Annotated in this window: 16 protein-coding genes and 1 pseudogene; 7 read left to right on the top strand and 10 right to left on the bottom strand. The window is 59.4% G+C overall.

The genetic code is table 11. From position 1 onward, the window contains the following. Positions 1 to 11: 11 nt before the first annotated feature. From ACZZ0A_RS24730 to coaBC, 3 genes and pseudogenes are all read right to left on the bottom strand, one after another. Positions 12 to 1,388: pseudogene (locus ACZZ0A_RS24730) on the bottom strand (phosphomannomutase/phosphoglucomutase); the annotation flags it as partial. A 319-nt stretch (positions 1,389 to 1,707) separates the two neighbouring features. Further along, complete coding sequence (dut, locus tag ACZZ0A_RS24725; protein ID WP_095113221.1) at positions 1,708 to 2,163, bottom strand: dUTP diphosphatase; 456 nt, start codon at positions 2,161 to 2,163, stop codon at positions 1,708 to 1,710. 5 nt (positions 2,164 to 2,168) lie between these two features. After that, on the bottom strand, positions 2,169 to 3,377 hold the full coding sequence (gene coaBC / locus ACZZ0A_RS24720) for a bifunctional phosphopantothenoylcysteine decarboxylase/phosphopantothenate--cysteine ligase CoaBC (RefSeq protein WP_414916487.1): 1,209 nt from the start codon (positions 3,375 to 3,377) through the stop codon (positions 2,169 to 2,171). Between the two features lie 135 nt (positions 3,378 to 3,512). On the opposite strand from coaBC, the gene radC reads away from it, so the two are divergent. After that, positions 3,513 to 4,187 carry a RadC family protein gene (gene radC / locus ACZZ0A_RS24715; RefSeq protein ID WP_160042336.1) on the top strand — a complete coding sequence of 225 codons (675 nt, stop codon included), beginning with the start codon at positions 3,513 to 3,515 and terminating at the stop codon, positions 4,185 to 4,187. 132 nt (positions 4,188 to 4,319) lie between these two features. Here the strand turns inward: radC and ACZZ0A_RS24710 are convergent, their stop codons facing one another. Then, entirely contained in the window at positions 4,320 to 5,906 is a 1,587-nt protein-coding gene (locus tag ACZZ0A_RS24710) for an ABC transporter substrate-binding protein (protein WP_414916393.1), read from the bottom strand. Positions 5,907 to 6,354: 448 nt separating this feature from the next. Here ACZZ0A_RS24710 and rpmB point away from each other — a divergent pair, with 448 nt between their 5' ends. Further along, positions 6,355 to 6,588 (top strand): 50S ribosomal protein L28, encoded by a 234-nt coding sequence (gene rpmB / locus ACZZ0A_RS24705; protein WP_007920377.1) that lies wholly within the window; start codon positions 6,355 to 6,357, stop codon positions 6,586 to 6,588. An 11-nt stretch (positions 6,589 to 6,599) separates the two neighbouring features. Next, the gene (gene rpmG / locus ACZZ0A_RS24700; RefSeq protein WP_003177274.1) at positions 6,600 to 6,755 is read left to right on the top strand and encodes a 50S ribosomal protein L33; all 156 of its coding nucleotides are present in this window, start codon (positions 6,600 to 6,602) and stop codon (positions 6,753 to 6,755) included. 76 nt (positions 6,756 to 6,831) lie between these two features. Here the strand turns inward: rpmG and ACZZ0A_RS24695 are convergent, their stop codons facing one another. Then, on the bottom strand, positions 6,832 to 7,041 hold the full coding sequence (locus ACZZ0A_RS24695; RefSeq protein WP_007920378.1) for a hypothetical protein: 210 nt from the start codon (positions 7,039 to 7,041) through the stop codon (positions 6,832 to 6,834). A gap of 158 nt (positions 7,042 to 7,199) precedes the next feature. After that, positions 7,200 to 7,562, bottom strand: coding sequence for a cupin domain-containing protein (locus ACZZ0A_RS24690; RefSeq protein WP_007920379.1), 363 nt, complete (start codon positions 7,560 to 7,562; stop codon positions 7,200 to 7,202). Between the two features lie 237 nt (positions 7,563 to 7,799). On the opposite strand from ACZZ0A_RS24690, the gene ACZZ0A_RS24685 reads away from it, so the two are divergent. Beyond that, positions 7,800 to 9,293 (top strand): aldehyde dehydrogenase, encoded by a 1,494-nt coding sequence (locus tag ACZZ0A_RS24685; RefSeq protein ID WP_463543843.1) that lies wholly within the window; start codon positions 7,800 to 7,802, stop codon positions 9,291 to 9,293. Between the two features lie 191 nt (positions 9,294 to 9,484). Beyond that, on the top strand, positions 9,485 to 10,630 hold the full coding sequence (locus tag ACZZ0A_RS24680; protein WP_007920382.1) for an MFS transporter: 1,146 nt from the start codon (positions 9,485 to 9,487) through the stop codon (positions 10,628 to 10,630). A gap of 87 nt (positions 10,631 to 10,717) precedes the next feature. Here ACZZ0A_RS24680 and ACZZ0A_RS24675 read toward each other — a convergent pair whose 3' ends face one another. Continuing rightward, positions 10,718 to 12,286 (bottom strand): phospholipase D family protein, encoded by a 1,569-nt coding sequence (locus ACZZ0A_RS24675; RefSeq protein WP_463543842.1) that lies wholly within the window; start codon positions 12,284 to 12,286, stop codon positions 10,718 to 10,720. A 60-nt stretch (positions 12,287 to 12,346) separates the two neighbouring features. Further along, positions 12,347 to 13,768: an aminotransferase-like domain-containing protein gene (locus tag ACZZ0A_RS24670; RefSeq protein WP_007920385.1), complete on the bottom strand. Its 1,422-nt coding sequence runs from the start codon at positions 13,766 to 13,768 to the stop codon at positions 12,347 to 12,349. A 178-nt stretch (positions 13,769 to 13,946) separates the two neighbouring features. On the opposite strand from ACZZ0A_RS24670, the gene ACZZ0A_RS24665 reads away from it, so the two are divergent. Further along, positions 13,947 to 14,189 carry a DUF1127 domain-containing protein gene (locus ACZZ0A_RS24665; protein ID WP_007920387.1) on the top strand — a complete coding sequence of 81 codons (243 nt, stop codon included), beginning with the start codon at positions 13,947 to 13,949 and terminating at the stop codon, positions 14,187 to 14,189. Between the two features lie 114 nt (positions 14,190 to 14,303). On the opposite strand, the gene ACZZ0A_RS24660 is transcribed toward ACZZ0A_RS24665, so the two are convergent. Beyond that, entirely contained in the window at positions 14,304 to 15,614 is a 1,311-nt protein-coding gene (locus tag ACZZ0A_RS24660; RefSeq protein ID WP_463543841.1) for an NAD(P)/FAD-dependent oxidoreductase, read from the bottom strand. 148 nt (positions 15,615 to 15,762) lie between these two features. On the opposite strand from ACZZ0A_RS24660, the gene ACZZ0A_RS24655 reads away from it, so the two are divergent. Then, a complete protein-coding gene (locus tag ACZZ0A_RS24655; protein WP_016985827.1) occupies positions 15,763 to 16,116 on the top strand; it encodes a YkgJ family cysteine cluster protein in 354 nt (117 codons plus the stop codon). Positions 16,117 to 16,248: 132 nt separating this feature from the next. On the opposite strand, the gene ACZZ0A_RS24650 is transcribed toward ACZZ0A_RS24655, so the two are convergent. Further along, positions 16,249 to 16,737 (bottom strand): Lrp/AsnC ligand binding domain-containing protein, encoded by a 489-nt coding sequence (locus ACZZ0A_RS24650; RefSeq protein ID WP_003177284.1) that lies wholly within the window; start codon positions 16,735 to 16,737, stop codon positions 16,249 to 16,251. Positions 16,738 to 16,839: the final 102 nt, after the last annotated feature.

The following is a 16,839-nucleotide window of genomic DNA, read 5'->3' as shown; positions in this document are numbered from 1 at the left end:
CTCCGGGTGGATCAGAACGGTAGTTGGAGATCAGGTGCAACGCGTTTCAGTTGGGCGTGGAACACATCCTTGATGCGTTGCAATTCAGCCTCGTCATCGGCCTCGAAGCGCAGCACCAGCACCGGCGTGGTGTTGGATGCGCGCACCAGGCCCCAGCCTTTGGCGTAATCGACTCGCACGCCGTCGATGGTGGTCAGGTCAGCGCCTGGGCCCCACTGTGCGTCGTGCAGTGCATCAATGATGCTGAATTTGCTCTCTTCGGTCACATGGATATTGATTTCCGGCGTAGAAATATCATTCGGGAAGGTCGCAAACAGCTCCTCCGCGGTGGATTTTTCCTTGCTGAGGATCTCCAGCAGCCGTGCGGCGCTGTAGATGCCGTCGTCGAAACCGAACCAGCGCTCCTTGAAGAAGATGTGCCCGCTCATTTCACCGGCCAATAGCGCACCGGACTGTTTCATTTTCTTTTTGATCAACGAATGACCAGTCTTCCACATTAGCGGACGACCACCGTACTCCTTGATCAGCGGCACCAGGCGACGGGTGCATTTGACGTCGAAAATGATCTCGGCGTCCGGGTTGCGTGCGACTACGTCGCGGGCGAACAGCATCAGCAGGCGATCCGGGTAGACGATGCTCCCGGTGTTGGTCACCACGCCGACACGGTCACCGTCGCCGTCGAAGGCCAGGCCGATGTCGGCGTTGCTTTCCTTGACCTTGGCGATCAGGTCGACGAGGTTTTCCGGCTTGCCCGGATCCGGGTGATGGTTCGGGAAGTTGCCGTCGACTTCGCAGAACAGCGGGATAACTTCGCAGTTCAGCGCCTCGATCAGTTGCGGGGCGATCACGCCGGCCGCGCCGTTGCCGCAGTCGACCACGACCTTCATGCGCCGCGCCAGTTTGATGTCCTGGACGATTTCGGTGTTGTAGCGATCGAGGATTTCGACCTGAGTAACGCTGCCGGTGCCGCTGCTCAGATTGTTGGTTTTGATGCGCTCATGCAGCACCTGAATCTGTTCGTTGGCGAGGGTGTCGCCGGCGATGACGATCTTGAAACCGTTGTAGTTCGACGGGTTGTGGCTGCCGGTGAGCATCACGCCCGACTTACCGGCCAGCACATTGGCGGCGTAATACAGCGCCGGCGTCGGCACCAGGCCAACGTCGCTGACGTGGCAGCCGCTTTCGGCGATACCGCGGATCAGCTCGGCAACCAGTTCGGGGCCGGACAGGCGGCCATCGCGACCGACGGACACGTTCGGCTCACCCTGGGCCAGGCTCTGCGAGCCGATGGCGCGACCGATCCAGTAAGCGGTTTCGGCATTGAGGAATTCCGGCACGGTGCCGCGAATGTCATAGGCGCGGAAAATGCTGTCGGGCAGCTTCGGGGCAATCTTGGCTGGGGTGCTCATCTACGGAAATGCTCCATCTCGAAAGTGGCGGGACAGACCGACGAATCGTTCGACGGCAGGCTCAAACTGAAGGGTATGACGGCGTTTTCCACAGAGAGTTCGTGGTATGAAAGGGCCATGACGCCTCGGCTGGCGTGGCTTTCGGCCGGCAAAACCTTGATTTTCGGTGTTAAACCTTTCAGTTGATCTGCCTGAAACTTCCCCCTGTAGGAGCTGCCGCAGGCTGCGATCTATTGATCTTGATCTTAAAAATCAAAAGATCGCAGCCTGCGGCAGCTCCTACAGAAGATGACTCCGGTTATTTAGTGCCGGTGTGGCCAAACCCGCCGGTGCCGCGTTCGGTTTCGACGAACTCTTCAACCATTTCAAAGTGCGCCTGTACCACCGGTACCAGCACCAATTGCGCCAGGCGTTCGCCGACGGTCATGGTGAAATCGGTCTGGCCACGGTTCCAGCACGACACCATCAACGGGCCCTGGTAATCGGAGTCGATCAGGCCGACGAGGTTGCCCAGCACAATGCCGTGCTTATGGCCCATGCCCGAGCGCGGCAGGATCAGCGCGGCGAGGTTCGGGTCGCCGATGTAAACCGACAGACCGGTCGGGATCAGCACGGTTTCACCCGGCTTGATCACGATGTCCTGCTCCAGCATGGCGCGCAGGTCGAGGCCAGCGGAGCCTGGTGTGGCGTATTGCGGCAGCGGGAATTCGCTGCCGATGCGTGGGTCGAGGATCTTGGCTTGCAAAGCGTGCATGTAAATTAAACCTGGTTCAGACGTTCGGCGATAAAAGTGACCAGTTGGCGAGCGATCTTGCTTTTGCTGGTCTGGGCGAAAACCGTGGCGTGCAGCGCACGGTCAATCACGCTGCAGGCGTTTTCTTCACTGTTGAAACCGATGCTCGGGTTGGCAACGTCGTTGGCGACGATCAAATCGAGATTCTTGTCCTTCAGCTTGCGTGCAGCGTAGTCGAGCAGGTGTTCGGTCTCGGCGGCAAAGCCGACACTGAACGGACGGTCGGGACGGGTCGCAATGGTGGCCAGGATGTCCGGGTTACGCACCATTTGCAGGACGAAGCCGTCACCGCTCGTAGGATCTTTCTTGAGTTTTTGCGGGGCAACGACTTCCGGGCGGTAGTCCGCGACCGCAGCCGAGGCGATGAATACGTCGCACGGGATCGCCGATTCGCAGGCCGCGAGCATGTCGCGAGCGCTGACCACATCGATGCGCGTGACGCGATCCGGGGTCGGCAGGTGCACCGGGCCGCTGATCAAGGTGACGCGGGCGCCGGCTTCAACTGCGGCTTCGGCGAGGGCAAAGCCCATTTTGCCGGAGCTGTGGTTGGTGATGTAGCGCACCGGGTCGATGTTTTCCTGGGTCGGGCCGGCGGTAATCACCACGTGCTTGCCGGTCAGAGCCTGACGCTGGAAGCAGTCCGCCGCGCATTGCGCCAGATCGGTGGCTTCCATCATGCGGCCCATGCCGACATCGCCGCAGGCCTGACTGCCCGAGGCTGGGCCGAAGGTCTTCAGGCCACGGCTTTCCAAGAGTTGCAGGTTGGCCTGGGTCGCCGGGTCGCGCCACATCGCCTGATTCATGGCCGGAGCAACGGCGACGACGGCGTCGGTAGCGAGCACCAGAGTGGTCAGCAAATCATTGGCGATGCCTTGGGCAAGGCGGGCGATCAGGTCGGCGGTGGCCGGGGCGATCAGCACCAGATCGGCCCACTTGGCCAACTCGATGTGGCCCATCGCGGCTTCGGCAGCCGAGTCGAGCAAGTCGAGGTGCACCGGGTGGCCGGACAGCGCTTGCATGGTCAGCGGGGTGATGAACTCGGCGCCGCCATGGGTCATCACCACGCGCACTTCAGCGCCCTGATCGATCAGGCGACGAACCAGATCGGCGCTCTTGTAGGCCGCAATGCCGCCGCCGACGCCCAGAACGATGCGTTTCCGATACAGCCGCTGCATAGGTCTGCCTTTCATTTCGTGGGTGACATACGTGGCGAATCCCCCTCCCCAGGGTGAATTCGCCCGCAAAAAAGATGGGCTAAGATATCACAGCGACCGCTACGGAACAGCGGCGCCCACAGACAGGGAATGTGTATGAGTATTCGCGATTGGCCTGCGGCGGAACGGCCGCGGGAAAGGTTATTGGAGCACGGGGCAGCGAGCCTTTCGGACGCTGAGTTACTGGCGATTTTTCTGCGCACCGGATTGCCCGGAATAAGCGCTGTGGACCTGGCGCGCAATCTGTTGACTCAATTCGGCAGCCTGCGTTTGCTGCTTGAGGCCGACCAGCACGCCTTCAGCAAACAATTGGGTCTCGGGCCGGCGAAGTTTGCGCAACTGCAAGCTGCTCAGGAAATGAACAGGCGGCATCTGGCTGAGAAATCACGGCAGAAACCAGCCCTGGAAAACCCTCAGGTCGTTCGCGATTATCTGAAAGCGATGCTGCGTCACGAACCGCATGAGGTGTTTGGTTGCCTGTTTCTCGACTCCAAACATCAAGTACTGAATTTCGAGATCCTCTTTCGCGGCTCGATCGACAACACCAGCGTGCATCCACGCGAAGTTGTGAAGCGATGTTTGGCCAATAACGCGGCGGCGTTGATCCTGTGCCACAACCATCCATCGGGGAACACTGACCCCAGTCAGGCTGATCGATTGCTGACCAAGCGCCTGCAGAAGACGCTGGAGCTGATTGATGTGCGAGTGCTGGATCACTTCATCGTCGGCGATGGTGAGCCGCTGTCGATGGCGGAGTGTGGCTGGATGTAGTTCTAGGGACAAAACGCAAGTCCATGTAGGAGTGAGCCTGCTCGCGATGGCTTCATTTCAGTCAACATGTTTGGTGGCTGGAAGATTGCTATCGCGAGCAGGCTCACTCCTACAGGTTATGTGTAAGGCAGGTTATTTGAGGTTGACCTTGGAATAGTCCTGCCGGCCGAACGGGCTTACCGAGTAACCCTGCACGTCTTTACGTGTCAGTGCGTAGGCCGTCGGGTGCGCCAGCGGCAGCCACAACGCCTGCTGCTGAATCTGCGTCTGCGCCTGTTCGTACAGCTTGGTACGCACGCCTTGTTCGCTGGTGGTCTTGCCGGCGCTGATCAACCTGTCCAGATCGGCATTGCAGTACCGCGCGAAATTGGTGCCCGATTTGACCGCGGCGCAGGAAAACTGCGGCGTAAGGAAGTTGTCCGGGTCGCCATTGTCACCGGCCCAGCCCATGAACAGCAGGTCATGCTCGCCGGCCTTCGCGCGACGAATCAATTCGCCCCATTCGATCACGCGGATTTCTGCCTGAATGCCGATTTCCGCCAGATCCGATTGCAGCAATTGCGCACCGAGGCTTGGATTCGGGTTTAGCAGGCTGCCTGAAGGGCGTGTCCAGATGGTGGTCTGAAACCCGTCCTTCAATCCTGCCTTGGCCATCAGTGCCTTGGCTTTAGCGACATCGTGCGGGTAACCCGGCAGACTCTTCGCGTAACTCCAGGTGTTCGGCGGATAAGGGCCATTGGCCGCTTCTGCGGTGTCTTCAAACACAGCCTTGATGTAGTTGGCCTTGTCGAAGGCAAGGTTGATTGCCTGACGCACCTCCGGCTTGTCCAGTGGCGGATGCTGACTGTTGATGCCGACGAATGCGGTCATGAACGCGTCAGTCTTTTCAACTTTCAGTGTCGGCTCTTTCAGCGCGGCCTGTACGTCCAACGGTTTTGGCGACAGGGCGATCTGGCATTCATTGCGCCGCAGTTTCTGCAGGCGCACGTTGGCGTCCGGGGTAATGGCGAAGATCAACGGATCCACCGCAGGCTTGCCGCCGAAGTAATCCGGGTTGGCCTTGTAGCGGATCGCCGCGTCTTTCTGGAAACGGTTGAAGACGAACGGGCCGGTGCCAATCGGCTGGCTGTTGAGCTTGTCGGTCGCGCCGGCCTTCATCAGCTTGTCGGCGTATTCGGCGGAGTAGATCGAAGCGAAGCCCATGCTCAGAGTCGCCAGGAACGTCGAATCCGGGTGATCAAGGGTGAAGCGCACGGTGAGCGGGTCAAGTGCGTCGATTTTCTTGATCAGTGCCGGCAACTGCATCGACTGCGCATGCGGGAAGCCGCTCTGGGCGACCTTGTGCCACGGGTTGGCCGGGTCGAGCATGCGGTCGAAGCTGAATTTGACGTCTTCGGCGGTCAGTTCACGGCTTGGCTTGAAGTAGTCAGTCGTATGAAACTTCACCTGCGGGTGCAGCTTGAACACGTAAGTCAGGCCGTCGGTGCTGACTTCCCAGCTGTCGGCCAGGCTCGGCACGACTTTGCCGCTGGCGGTGTCGAAATCCACCAGGCGGTTCATCAGCACGTCGGCCGAGGCGTTGGTGGTGGTCAGCGAGTTGTATTGCACCACATCGAACCCTTCAGGGCTGGCCTCGGTGCAGACGCTCAGCGCGGCGGCCTGGGCCAGGGGGCTCAGCAGGAGCGGGGCGAGCAACAGGGGTAGGGCAGCGAGGCGCATGGTCGGTTTCCTTTTACAGATCGAAGGCCCATCTGCAAGTGCAGTCTGGAAAAGGCCTACCCTAGAGGTCTGGATTACAAATGACTATCCCCTTTTTGCATTTTCGGGGCACAGTGATGGCGGTTTTTCAGACTGCGGCGCGCGGTAAAAAGTCTGGATCGGCCGTGAGGACGATTTTCTGCGACGAGTGGTAAAAATCGATGCCAGCCTTTATCCAAGGCGTTCGCAGGCTGAAAAAGCGTCTTTTTATGGATTGATTGCACACCGAATGTTGTTGCACCCGGGTCTTTCTGGTATAAAGCAGCGCTCTTTTCTAGGGGCCCGGTTCCTTCACTGTAGGTGTAGCCGGTAAGACCTCTAAAGAAACGCGGCGCCTGGCGCCAAATGACTGAGAGATTAAGCGGCCAACCCATGCCGGGTTGGGCATGTGGTTTTAGAGGGCTGAGGCATGTCGAGAGTATGTCAAGTTACCGGTAAGGGTCCGGTGACTGGGAATAACATTTCCCACGCAAACAACAAAACCCGTCGTCGTTTCCTGCCGAACCTGCAGCATCACCGCTTCTGGGTTGAAGAAGAGAAACGTTTTGTGCGTCTGCGCGTATCTGCCAAAGGCATGCGTATCATCGACAAGCGTGGCATCACTGTCGTGCTCGCCGAACTTCGCCGCGATGGCAAGATTTAAGGGAGCTAATCATGCGTGAATTGATTCGTTTGATCTCGAGCGCCGGTACTGGTCACTTCTACACTACCGACAAGAACAAGCGTACTACCCCGGACAAAATCGAGATCAAGAAATATGATCCGGTTGTTCGCAAGCACGTGATCTACAAGGAAGGCAAAATCAAGTAATTGATTTTTCCGGACTTACGAAAAAGGCCCGTATCTCACGATACGGGCCTTTTTTGTTGCCTTGAAGCCTGATCGATCAACCACAGATCAGTTCAATGATCTCGTTTTTCTCGTTGACCAGGACTCTGATGCGGTCCGCATCAGTGCGCAGGTTGTACATGCCGTCCGGGACTTCGAGGCGATGCTTTGTTACTCCGGCTGCGTTGCGCACAGCGAGCAGGTTGTCAGTAGTAGCAACATCGCCGAGGAAAAATTGCGCGTTGTAGAGATTGCATTGGCTGGACATTGTGCCTCCTTGCTTTGGTTTGAGTTGAGGCCCCTATTCATCGAATCAGACTAACCTCCTGGTTTGAATGATCTTTTCTCGATTCCTAAGCGGCCAGCCGAAGTTTCACTCAAACCTGCTGGACATGCCTTACCCTGCTCGTCACCGTGTGTGTCGGATCAGCTTTTCTGTTCAAAGATCACATAGACCTTGCGGCAAGCCTCCAGCACTTCCCAAGTGCCACGAAACCCCGCCGGAATCACAAACCGGTCACCAACACGCAAGGTCTTGGCATTGCCATCGCCATCACGCAGCACCGAAACGCCCTGCAAGATCTCGCAGTATTCATGCTCGGTGTAGTTCACTGTCCACTGACCCACCGCGCCTTCCCACACACCAACGCCCATCTGCCCACAAGGGCTTTCGTATTGGTGGAACACCGCTTGCTCAGGATCACCCTTGAGCACTTTCGCCGGGTCCGGACGATAGCGTTCGGCTTCGCTGCTGGTCAGGCTGATGTCGACGACGTTCTGGATGTTCATTGTTGTTTTCTCCCGTAATGACGACGTGATGGTTGGAATGGGCGAAAGTCTATGTTTATTAAAATGAACACCGCAAGGCCGTATAGCCGGCTTATGTCAAATATATTGAAACAACCCCGGCCGCTGGTTTAGGGTGGCGGGTGCCTTGGGCCGAAATGCAGGCTGGCCGGGCAGAATTTTTGAGGACGCTGGCGACGATCGCGCGGCGCTCGTATTGAACAAGAGGAGGACACTTAAATGACCACCCTGACTCGTGCCGACTGGGAACAACGCGCCCACGACCTGAAGATTGAAGGCCGCGCCTACCTCAATGGCGAATACACCGACGCCGTCTCCGGCGAGACCTTCGAGTGCATCAGCCCGGTCGATGGCCGTCTGCTCGGCAAGATTGCCAGCTGTGACGCCGCCGACGCTCAGCGCGCCGTGGAAAACGCCCGCGCCACCTTCAATTCCGGCGTCTGGTCGCGCTTGGCGCCGACCAAACGCAAAGCCACCATGATCCGTTTTGCCGGCCTGCTCAAGCAGCATGCCGAGGAACTGGCCCTGCTCGAAACCCTCGACATGGGCAAGCCGATCAGTGATTCGCTGTACATCGACGTTCCGGGCGCGGCGCAAGCGCTGAGCTGGAGCGGTGAAGCGATCGACAAGATTTACGACGAAGTCGCCGCTACGCCGCACGATCAACTGGGTCTGGTGACTCGCGAGCCAGTGGGGGTGGTCGGCGCCATCGTACCGTGGAACTTCCCATTGATGATGGCCTGCTGGAAACTCGGCCCGGCATTGTCGACCGGTAACTCGGTGATCCTCAAGCCGTCGGAAAAATCCCCGCTGACCGCCATTCGCATCGCTGCGCTGGCTGTTGAAGCCGGTATTCCGAAAGGCGTGCTCAACGTGCTGCCGGGCTACGGCCACACCGTTGGCAAGGCGCTGGCCCTGCACAACGATGTCGACACGCTGGTGTTCACCGGTTCGACCAAGATCGCCAAGCAACTGATGATCTACTCCGGCGAATCGAACATGAAACGTGTTTGGCTGGAAGCCGGCGGCAAGAGCCCGAACATCGTCTTTGCCGATGCGCCGGATCTGCAAGCCGCCGCTGAATCCGCCGCCAGCGCCATCGCCTTCAACCAGGGTGAAGTCTGCACCGCCGGTTCGCGTCTGCTGGTCGAGCGTTCGATCAAGGACACATTCCTGCCGATGGTGATTGAGGCGCTGAAGGCCTGGAAGCCGGGCAATCCGCTGGACCCGGCGACCAATGTCGGTGCACTGGTGGATACGCAGCAGATGAATACCGTGCTGTCGTACATCGAATCCGGCCACAGCGATGGCGCCAAACTGGTCGCTGGCGGCAAGCGCATCCTGCAGGAAACCGGTGGCACCTACGTCGAGCCAACGATTTTCGACGGCGTGAGCAACGCGATGAAAATCGCTCAGGAAGAGATTTTCGGGCCGGTACTGTCGGTTATCGCCTTCGATACTGCCGAGGAAGCTATCCAGATCGCCAACGACACGCCTTACGGCTTGGCCGCTGCGGTCTGGACCCAGGACATCTCCAAGGCACACCTGACCGCCAAGGCTCTGCGTGCCGGCAGTGTGTGGGTCAACCAGTACGACGGCGGCGACATGACCGCACCGTTTGGCGGCTTCAAGCAGTCGGGCAACGGCCGCGACAAGTCGCTGCACGCGTTCGACAAATACACTGAGCTGAAAGCGACGTGGATCAAGCTGTAAGCCGTTAGGAGGGGCTGTTCGCGAGAGCAGATCCTCCAGACGAGGCAGATCCCTGTGGGAGCGAGCCTGCTCGCGAAAGCGGTGTATCAGTCAGCCCTTGTGCTGAATGTGAAACCGCTTTCGCGAGCAGGCTCGCTCCCACATTTGCTTGATGTGGCCTCTAAAAATAATTATCCACAGGAGCGTGGAACATGCGGTGGGCGACGTATTTCGCCGTGTTGGCGTCTGTCTTGAGTGTCGGCCTGGCCCTGGGGGTCAGCATGCCGTTGGTGTCGTTGCGCCTGGAGGGTTGGGGTTACGGCTCTTTCGCCATCGGTGTGATGGCGGCGATGCCGGCGATTGGCGTGTTGTTGGGCGCGAAAATTTCCAGCCATCTGGCGGCACGCTTCGGTACGGCCAACCTGATGCGCCTGTGTCTGTGGGCTGGAGCGCTGTCCATCGGCCTGCTGGCGCTGTTGCCGAGCTACCCGATCTGGCTGGTATTGCGCCTGATGATCGGCGTGATCCTGACCATCGTGTTCATCCTCGGCGAGAGCTGGATCAATCAACTGGTGGTCGAGAACTGGCGCGGACGATTGGTGGCGCTGTATGGCAGCAGCTATGCGTTGAGCCAGCTCTCCGGCCCGTTACTGCTGGGTGCGCTGGGTACCGAGCATGATTACGGTTTCTGGGTCGGCGTCGGCCTGCTGCTGGTTTCGCCCTTGTTGCTGCTGGGCCGCAGCGGTGCACCCAGCAGCGAAGCGAGCAGCGTAACGTTCCGTGACCTGTGGGGATTCGCTCGTGAGCTGCCAGCGATTGCCTGGGCGGTTTCATTGTTCGCCGCGTTCGAGGCGATGATCTTGACGCTGCTGCCGGTGTATTGCCTGCAGCAGGGTTTTACCGCCGAGATTGCACTGGCGATGGTCAGCACGGTGGTGGTGGGCGATGCGCTGCTGCAATTGCCGATTGGCGCGTTGGCCGACTACCTGTCGCGGCGCACGTTGTTCGCCGGTTGTGCGCTGGTGTTGATGCTGTCGAGTCTGGCGATCCCGCTGTTGCTCGATACGCTGCTCATCTGGCCGCTGTGGGTATTGTTCGGGGCGAGTGCCGGCGGGTTGTTCACCCTGTCGTTGATTTTGATTGGCGAGCGTTATCGCGACGATGCACTGGTGCGGGCGAATGCGCATATTGCACAGCTGTGGGGCGTGGGATGTCTGGTCGGGCCGCTCGCGGCCGGGGCGGGCAGCCAGTGGATCAATGGGCATGCGTTGCCGTTGTTGATGGCGATTGGGGCGTTTGGGTTGGTGATTCTGCTCTTGCGCCAAGGGGCATTCGGACCCATAACCGAGCCTGCCTAAGATCAAAAGATCGCAGCCTTCGACAGCTCCTACAGTTGCAATGCATTCGTTCTGTAGGAGCTGCCGAAGGCTGCGATCTTTTGCTTTTTAAAGCATTCGCTCAAGGCCGACAGTGGTGCTGAACCACGCGTTGAATCGTCGCCACCAACTCCCCGGCTCTTTGCTCAGTGTATGCATTTGGCCGTTGTCCTCTGTCACCCAGACGATCTGCCCGTTCTCAAGCTTCGCCTCATAGCTCAACGCTGGCGCCATGCCTTGCAAGGCCAGTTCGCGAACATGTTCGGCCAGCTCGGGGCTGTCGACCAAGACCCCGACTTCGGTGTTCCACAGCACCGAGCGCGGGTCGAAGTTGAACGAGCCGATAAACGACTTCTGCCGATCAAAAATCATCGCTTTGCTGTGCAGGCTTGAATCCGAGCCACGAAACGACTTGCTGTAAAACACATGCGGACCGCTGCCGTAGTTATCCCCAGGCTGGCGCCGTAGTTCATACAACTTCACGCCATGCTCCAGCAGAGCTTTGCGATACGGCGCATATCCGCCGTGCACCGCCGGCACGTCGGTGGCCTCCAGCGAGTTGGTCAACAGGCTCACGGAAACCCCAGCGTCGGCGCGACCGGTCAGGTAAACCAGCCCCGGCTGTCCCGGCACAAAGTACGCCGAAATCATGATCAGCTCTTTGCTCACGCCTCTGAGCTCGGGTGCCAGTTGCGTGGTCAGCAGCAATTGCGGATCCGGCTCGCCCTTGGCCAAGACCTTGCTCGGCGCGTCCCACAGCGCCTGATTCCATGCCCAGATCAGCTCTTTGCGCCAGATGTCCATGCGCGGCTCAGTCTTGAAGGTCATCAATTGCTGATACAGCGCGTGATTCTGTTTGCGGGTTTCTTCCAGCGACTCTTCCAGGCGCGTGCGGGTGTTCTGCAGATCCTTGGCGGTTGGTTGGCTGGTGAGGAACTCGTCGATCGGTTTGCTCAGGGCGCTGTTCCAGTACTGGTCGAAACTGTGCCCGAGTTGCTCGGCGACCGGCCCGACACTGAGCATGTCGATGTCGGTGAAATTCAGGTTCGGCTCGGCGTCGAAGTACTCGTCGCCCAGATTGCGCCCGCCGACGATGGCCACGCTGTTGTCCGCCAGCCACAGCTTGTTGTGCATGCGCCGATGTTGCAGCGACAGATTGAACAAGCGCCCCGCCGCGCGGGTGACACCGGTGCTGCGGCCCAGATGCAGCGGGTTGAACAGGCGAATCTGAATCTGTGGATGCGCCGCCAGTGTCGCGATGATCTGGTCGAGGCCATCGCTGGTGGTGTCGTCGAGGAGAATGCGCACACGGACACCACGATCGGCAGCCTTGAGCAGTTCCTCCACCAGCATCCGCGTGCTGATGCCGTCGTGGACGATGTAGTACTGCAGATCCAGACTGCTCTGGGCGTTGCGGATCAGTTCGGCGCGCGCGGTGAACGCCTCGCTGCTGTTGGACAGCAGGCGAAAACCCGAGCGGCCTTGATAGGGCGCCGCTTGTGCCTGAATCGAACGACCGAAGCTGGAATCGGAAGCCGGCAACGCCTGACTGGATTCGCGCGGAACATCGAGACTGGCACAGCCGCTCAGGAACGAGGCGAGTAACAGCAAAGCGAGAAGGGGCTGTCTGAAGCTCACGTAGGGTCATTCCGATTGGCGGCTAGGGTCGGCATATGGACGCGGTTCTCAGGAAAAAAGTCAGTCGGCTTCTGCCAGCAATCTGACAGCGGTCTCGCCGACCTTGCGCACCGCTTCTTCGATCTGCGCTGTCGGTTTGGCAGCGTAGTTCATCCGCAGGCAATTGCGGTATTTGCCCGAGGCGGAAAAGATGCTGCCGACGGCAATCTGTACGCCTTGGTCGTGCAACTCACGATTCAGTTTCAAGGTGTCGAAACCTTCCGGCAATTCGACCCACAACATGAAGCTGCCTTGCGGCCGACTGGCGCGGGTGCCTGCCGGGAAATAGCGGGTCACCCAGTCGATCATCAGGTCGCGACTGCGTTGGTATTGTGTGCGCATCCGCCGCAAGTGCGGTTCGAAATGACCGGCCTTGAGGAATTCGGCGATGGCGATCTGCGGCTGCGGTGCGGTCGATCCGGTGCTGATGTATTTCATGTGCAGCACGCGTTCGAGGTATCGGCCCGGCGCGACCCAGCCAATACGCAGCCCTGGCGCCAGGGTCTTGGAAAACGAGCTGCACAGCAATACGCGGCCGTCTTCGTCGAAAGATTTGATCGTGCGTGGGCGCGGGTAGGTGTAGGCCAGTTCGCCATACACATCGTCTTCGATGATCGCCACGTCGAAGCGCTGCGCGAGGTTGAGCAGAGCGCGTTTGCGCGACTCCGGCATGATGTAGCCGAGCGGGTTGTTACAGTTCGGGGTGAGCTGGATGACCTTGATCGGCCATTGTTCCAGCGCCAGTTCCAGGGCTTCGAGGCTGATGCCGGTGAGGGGATCGGTGGGGATTTCCAAGGCTTTCATGCCCAGGCCCTTGAGGGTCTGCATGGCGCCGTGAAAGCTTGGCGAGTCCACCGCGACAATGTCGCCCGGCTCGCAGATCGCGTGGATGCTGGTGGACAGCGCTTCATGGCAACCGGTGGTGACGACCAGGTCGCTGGCGCTCAACTGGCAGCCGGAATCAAGCATCAGTCTGGCGATCTGCTCGCGCAATTCGAGGGTGCCGTGGATGTTGTCGTAATACAGACCGGGCATGTCCTGGCGGCGGCTGATCCGCGCCAGCCCGCGCAGCAGCGGTTTCATCGTTGGCGAGCTGATGTCGGGCATGCCGCGACCCAGTTGCACGACATCCTTGCGCGGCACTGCGCGAATCAACTCCAGCACCTGATCCCATTGCGAAATCTCCACTGGCCGTTGCGCCGGGCGGCCAACGGCGGGCAGCTCCGGCAGTTCGCGGCCAACCGGCACAAAGTAGCCGGACTTGGGCTTTGGCGTAGCCAGACCGCTGTCTTCCAGCATGCGATAAGCCTGTTGCACCGTGCTCAGGCTGACCCCGTGTTCGACGCTCAAGGCACGTACAGACGGCAACCGATCGCCGGGTCGATAGAAGCCGTTTTCGATGCGCGTGCCGAGCAATTCGGCAAGGTTTACATAAAGGGTCATGGCTCTGCCTCGGTGCGGTGATTCGATAAACCAGTACAGATGCGGCAGAAATCGACAATTCAGTCTTCAGAGCGGCAAATCTGTATGGAGTTAATACAGTTGCTTTGAATCTGTAACGGTTTTGCTTGCCCGCGCATCATGGAATCTCTGGCTACCCAAGTAAACAGGAGCAACGAAAATGAACGGCTTGAGCGATGTGCGGCTGACGTTACACAGTCAGGAACTGGCGGCAGGGCAGAAGGACAACGCGCGCAATCTCATGCGTAACGCGCCATCCGGCCTGAGTCGCTGGAATCTGTTCTGGCATCGTCTGCACACGCGAAAGGCGTTGCTGGCGCTGACGGCGGATCAGCTCAAGGACATCGGGCTGACGCGTGAACAGGCGCAGGAGGAGGGGTTGAAGCCGTTCTGGCGGATCTGATAACCACTGATCGTTCCCACGCTCTGCGTGGGAACGCCGCCCCGGACGCTCCGCGTCCGCTGTGACGCAGAGCGTCACTGGATGCATTCCCACGCAGAGCGTGGGAACGATCAATCAGACCAACTCTTTCATCCGATGCCACAACATCCCCAACGCCAACAGCGGCGAGCGCAAATGCTTGCCGCCCGGGAAAGTGATGTGCGGCACCTTGGCAAACAGATCAAAGCCACCGCTGTGCTGGCCGCTGATCGCCTCGGCGAGCAACTTGCCCGCCAGGTGCGTGGCATTCACCCCGTGTCCGGAATACGCCTGGGCGTAATACACATTTGGCTGATCCGCGAGCCGGCCAATCTGCGGCAAACGGTTTGCGCCGATACCGATCATCCCGCCCCACTGATAATCGATCTTCACCCCGGCCAATTGCGGGAATACTTCGAGCATCTTCGGCTGCATGTAGGCGCCGATATCCTTCGGATCCCGCCCCGAATAATGACAGGCACCGCCGAACAGCAAACGATGATCGGCCGAGAGCCGGTAGTAATCCAGCGCGACACGTTGGTCGCAGACCGCCATGTTCTGCGGCAGCAGGCTGTGCGCCTGTTCTTCGCTCAACGGTTCGGTGGCGATGATGTAGCTGCCGGCGGGCAGGACTTTGCCGCTGAGTTGCGGGTTCAGATCATTGAGATAGGCATTGCAGCCGAGCACCAGCGTTTTCGCGCGTACCAAACCGTGGGCTGTATGGACTTTGACTTCGGGGCCGTAATCGATACGCGTCACTGCGGAGTGTTCAAACAGTTTGACGCCCAATTGCTGCGCCGCTGCCGCTTCACCCAGCGCCAGATTCAGCGGATGCAGATGTCCTGAACCCATGTCGATCAATCCGCCGACATAGCGCTTGGAGCCGACCACCGTGTGCATATCGTTGGCTTGCAGCAAGCGGGTTTCGTAGCGATAGCCAAGGCCACGCAATTCTTCGGCGTCTTCGGCAAAGCCTTCGAGGTCGGACGGTTTGTTGGCGAGGTCGCAGTAGCCCCAGGTCAGGTCACAGGCAATCTGAAAACGCTCGACGCGCTGACGAACGATTTCCACCGCTTCCAGGCCCATGAGTTTCATCTCGCGCACGCCGTCGGCGCCGATGACGTTGGTGAACTGATCGAGGCCGTGGCCGACGCCGCGAATCAACTGCCCGCCGTTGCGGCCACTGGCGCCCCAGCCGATCTTGTGTGCTTCCAGTAGCACCACGCTGAGGCCGCGTTCAGCCAGTTCCAGTGCCGTGTTCAACCCGGAAAAACCGCCACCAACCACGCAGACATCAGCCACCATTTCACCTTGCAGCGCAGGATGATCCGGCTGCGGCAAGCTGCTGGCGGCGTAATAAGAGGCAACGTGGGGTTGGCTCGCGGGGGATTGGGCGCGGGCAGTCATGGGCGTCATCCAACGGCTAAGGTGTCGAGAAAATTTGACGGAGCATAAGCCGCACGCCCGAACGTGGGCAACACTGGTCGGCCGGCGGTGTCTGGATCAGGGCTTTTGCGGCACAATTGGCGCCTATTCCACCTTGGTTACCGTTTCGATGAGCTGCAACAGCCAGACAGTCCGCACCTTGCGTCAGCAGATCCCCTCGTTCGAGTGCGTGCCCGGCTGCCACGACTGCTGCGGGCCAGTGACCACTTCGCCGGAAGAAATGTCCCGCCTGCCGCGCAAGACCCGCGCCGAGCAGGATGCGGCGATGGAGGAGTTGAACTGTGTGCATTTGGGGCCGAATGGCTGCACGGTGTATGAGGAGCGGCCGTTGATTTGCCGCTTGTTTGGCACGACCAAAACCTTGCCATGCCCGAATGAGCGGCGGCCGGTGGAGCTGATTCATCCGCGGGTGGAGAAGCAGATATTCGAGTACATGGCGGCGAATCGGCAGGTGTTGGTTTAGTCGTAGCGTTTCATGATCATTCCCACGCTCTGCGTGGGAATGCAGCCCGGGACGCTCTGCGTCCCAAATGCCGAACGCGGAGCGTCCGAAGAGGCATTCCCACGCAGAGCGCGGGAACGATCGTCGCGGTGCTCAGTCTGGAATCGGCAGGCTCAGGCTCTCCTTCACCTCTTCCATCACGATATAACTCTTCGACTCCCGCACATGCGGCAGCTTCAGCAGAATGTCGCCCAGCAGTTTGCGGTACGAAGCCATCTCGGAAATCCGCGCCTTCACCAGATAGTCGAAATCCCCTGACACCAAATGACATTCCAGCACGTGCGGCAACTTCAGCACCGCGCGGCGGAACTCTTCGAAGGTGTCGCCGGATTTGTAGTCGAGGCTGATCTCGACAAACACCAGCAAGCTACCCTTCAAGTGCTGCGGATTCAGCCGGGCGTTGTAGCCCATGATGATTCCTTCGCGTTCCAGACGCCGGACCCGCTCGGTGCACGGCGTGGTGGAGAGGCCGACTTTTTCGCCGAGCTCGGTAAAGGATATCCGCCCGTCTGCCTGCAGGATCCGCAAGATGTTGCGGTCGATCTTGTCCAGCTCACGTTTGGTCTGAGTGTTGGTACGCATAGGGGATGCGCCTCCGTGAAAAGGGTTTTTGCCGAGAATTGTCGCCAAATATAGGCGCTTATATAGTGAAAAGCACTGGCATTTCTTTTTTACACTGCGCGC

The organism is Pseudomonas sp. AC242 (assembly GCF_979258655.1).
This window is presented reverse-complemented; position numbering and strand designations above follow the sequence as displayed.

Coding starts and splice junctions, on each gene's coding strand:
- dut (WP_095113221.1), bottom strand. CDS start 2,163: ATGCACGCTTTGCAAGCCAAGATCCTCGACCCACGCATCGGCAGCGAA.
- coaBC (WP_414916487.1), bottom strand. CDS start 3,377: ATGCAGCGGCTGTATCGGAAACGCATCGTTCTGGGCGTCGGCGGCGGC.
- radC (WP_160042336.1), top strand. CDS start 3,513: ATGAGTATTCGCGATTGGCCTGCGGCGGAACGGCCGCGGGAAAGGTTA.
- ACZZ0A_RS24710 (WP_414916393.1), bottom strand. CDS start 5,906: ATGCGCCTCGCTGCCCTACCCCTGTTGCTCGCCCCGCTCCTGCTGAGC.
- rpmB (WP_007920377.1), top strand. CDS start 6,355: ATGTCGAGAGTATGTCAAGTTACCGGTAAGGGTCCGGTGACTGGGAAT.
- rpmG (WP_003177274.1), top strand. CDS start 6,600: ATGCGTGAATTGATTCGTTTGATCTCGAGCGCCGGTACTGGTCACTTC.
- ACZZ0A_RS24695 (WP_007920378.1), bottom strand. CDS start 7,041: ATGTCCAGCCAATGCAATCTCTACAACGCGCAATTTTTCCTCGGCGAT.
- ACZZ0A_RS24690 (WP_007920379.1), bottom strand. CDS start 7,562: ATGAACATCCAGAACGTCGTCGACATCAGCCTGACCAGCAGCGAAGCC.
- ACZZ0A_RS24685 (WP_463543843.1), top strand. CDS start 7,800: ATGACCACCCTGACTCGTGCCGACTGGGAACAACGCGCCCACGACCTG.
- ACZZ0A_RS24680 (WP_007920382.1), top strand. CDS start 9,485: ATGCGGTGGGCGACGTATTTCGCCGTGTTGGCGTCTGTCTTGAGTGTC.
- ACZZ0A_RS24670 (WP_007920385.1), bottom strand. CDS start 13,768: ATGACCCTTTATGTAAACCTTGCCGAATTGCTCGGCACGCGCATCGAA.
- ACZZ0A_RS24665 (WP_007920387.1), top strand. CDS start 13,947: ATGAACGGCTTGAGCGATGTGCGGCTGACGTTACACAGTCAGGAACTG.
- ACZZ0A_RS24660 (WP_463543841.1), bottom strand. CDS start 15,614: ATGACTGCCCGCGCCCAATCCCCCGCGAGCCAACCCCACGTTGCCTCT.
- ACZZ0A_RS24655 (WP_016985827.1), top strand. CDS start 15,763: ATGAGCTGCAACAGCCAGACAGTCCGCACCTTGCGTCAGCAGATCCCC.
- ACZZ0A_RS24650 (WP_003177284.1), bottom strand. CDS start 16,737: ATGCGTACCAACACTCAGACCAAACGTGAGCTGGACAAGATCGACCGC.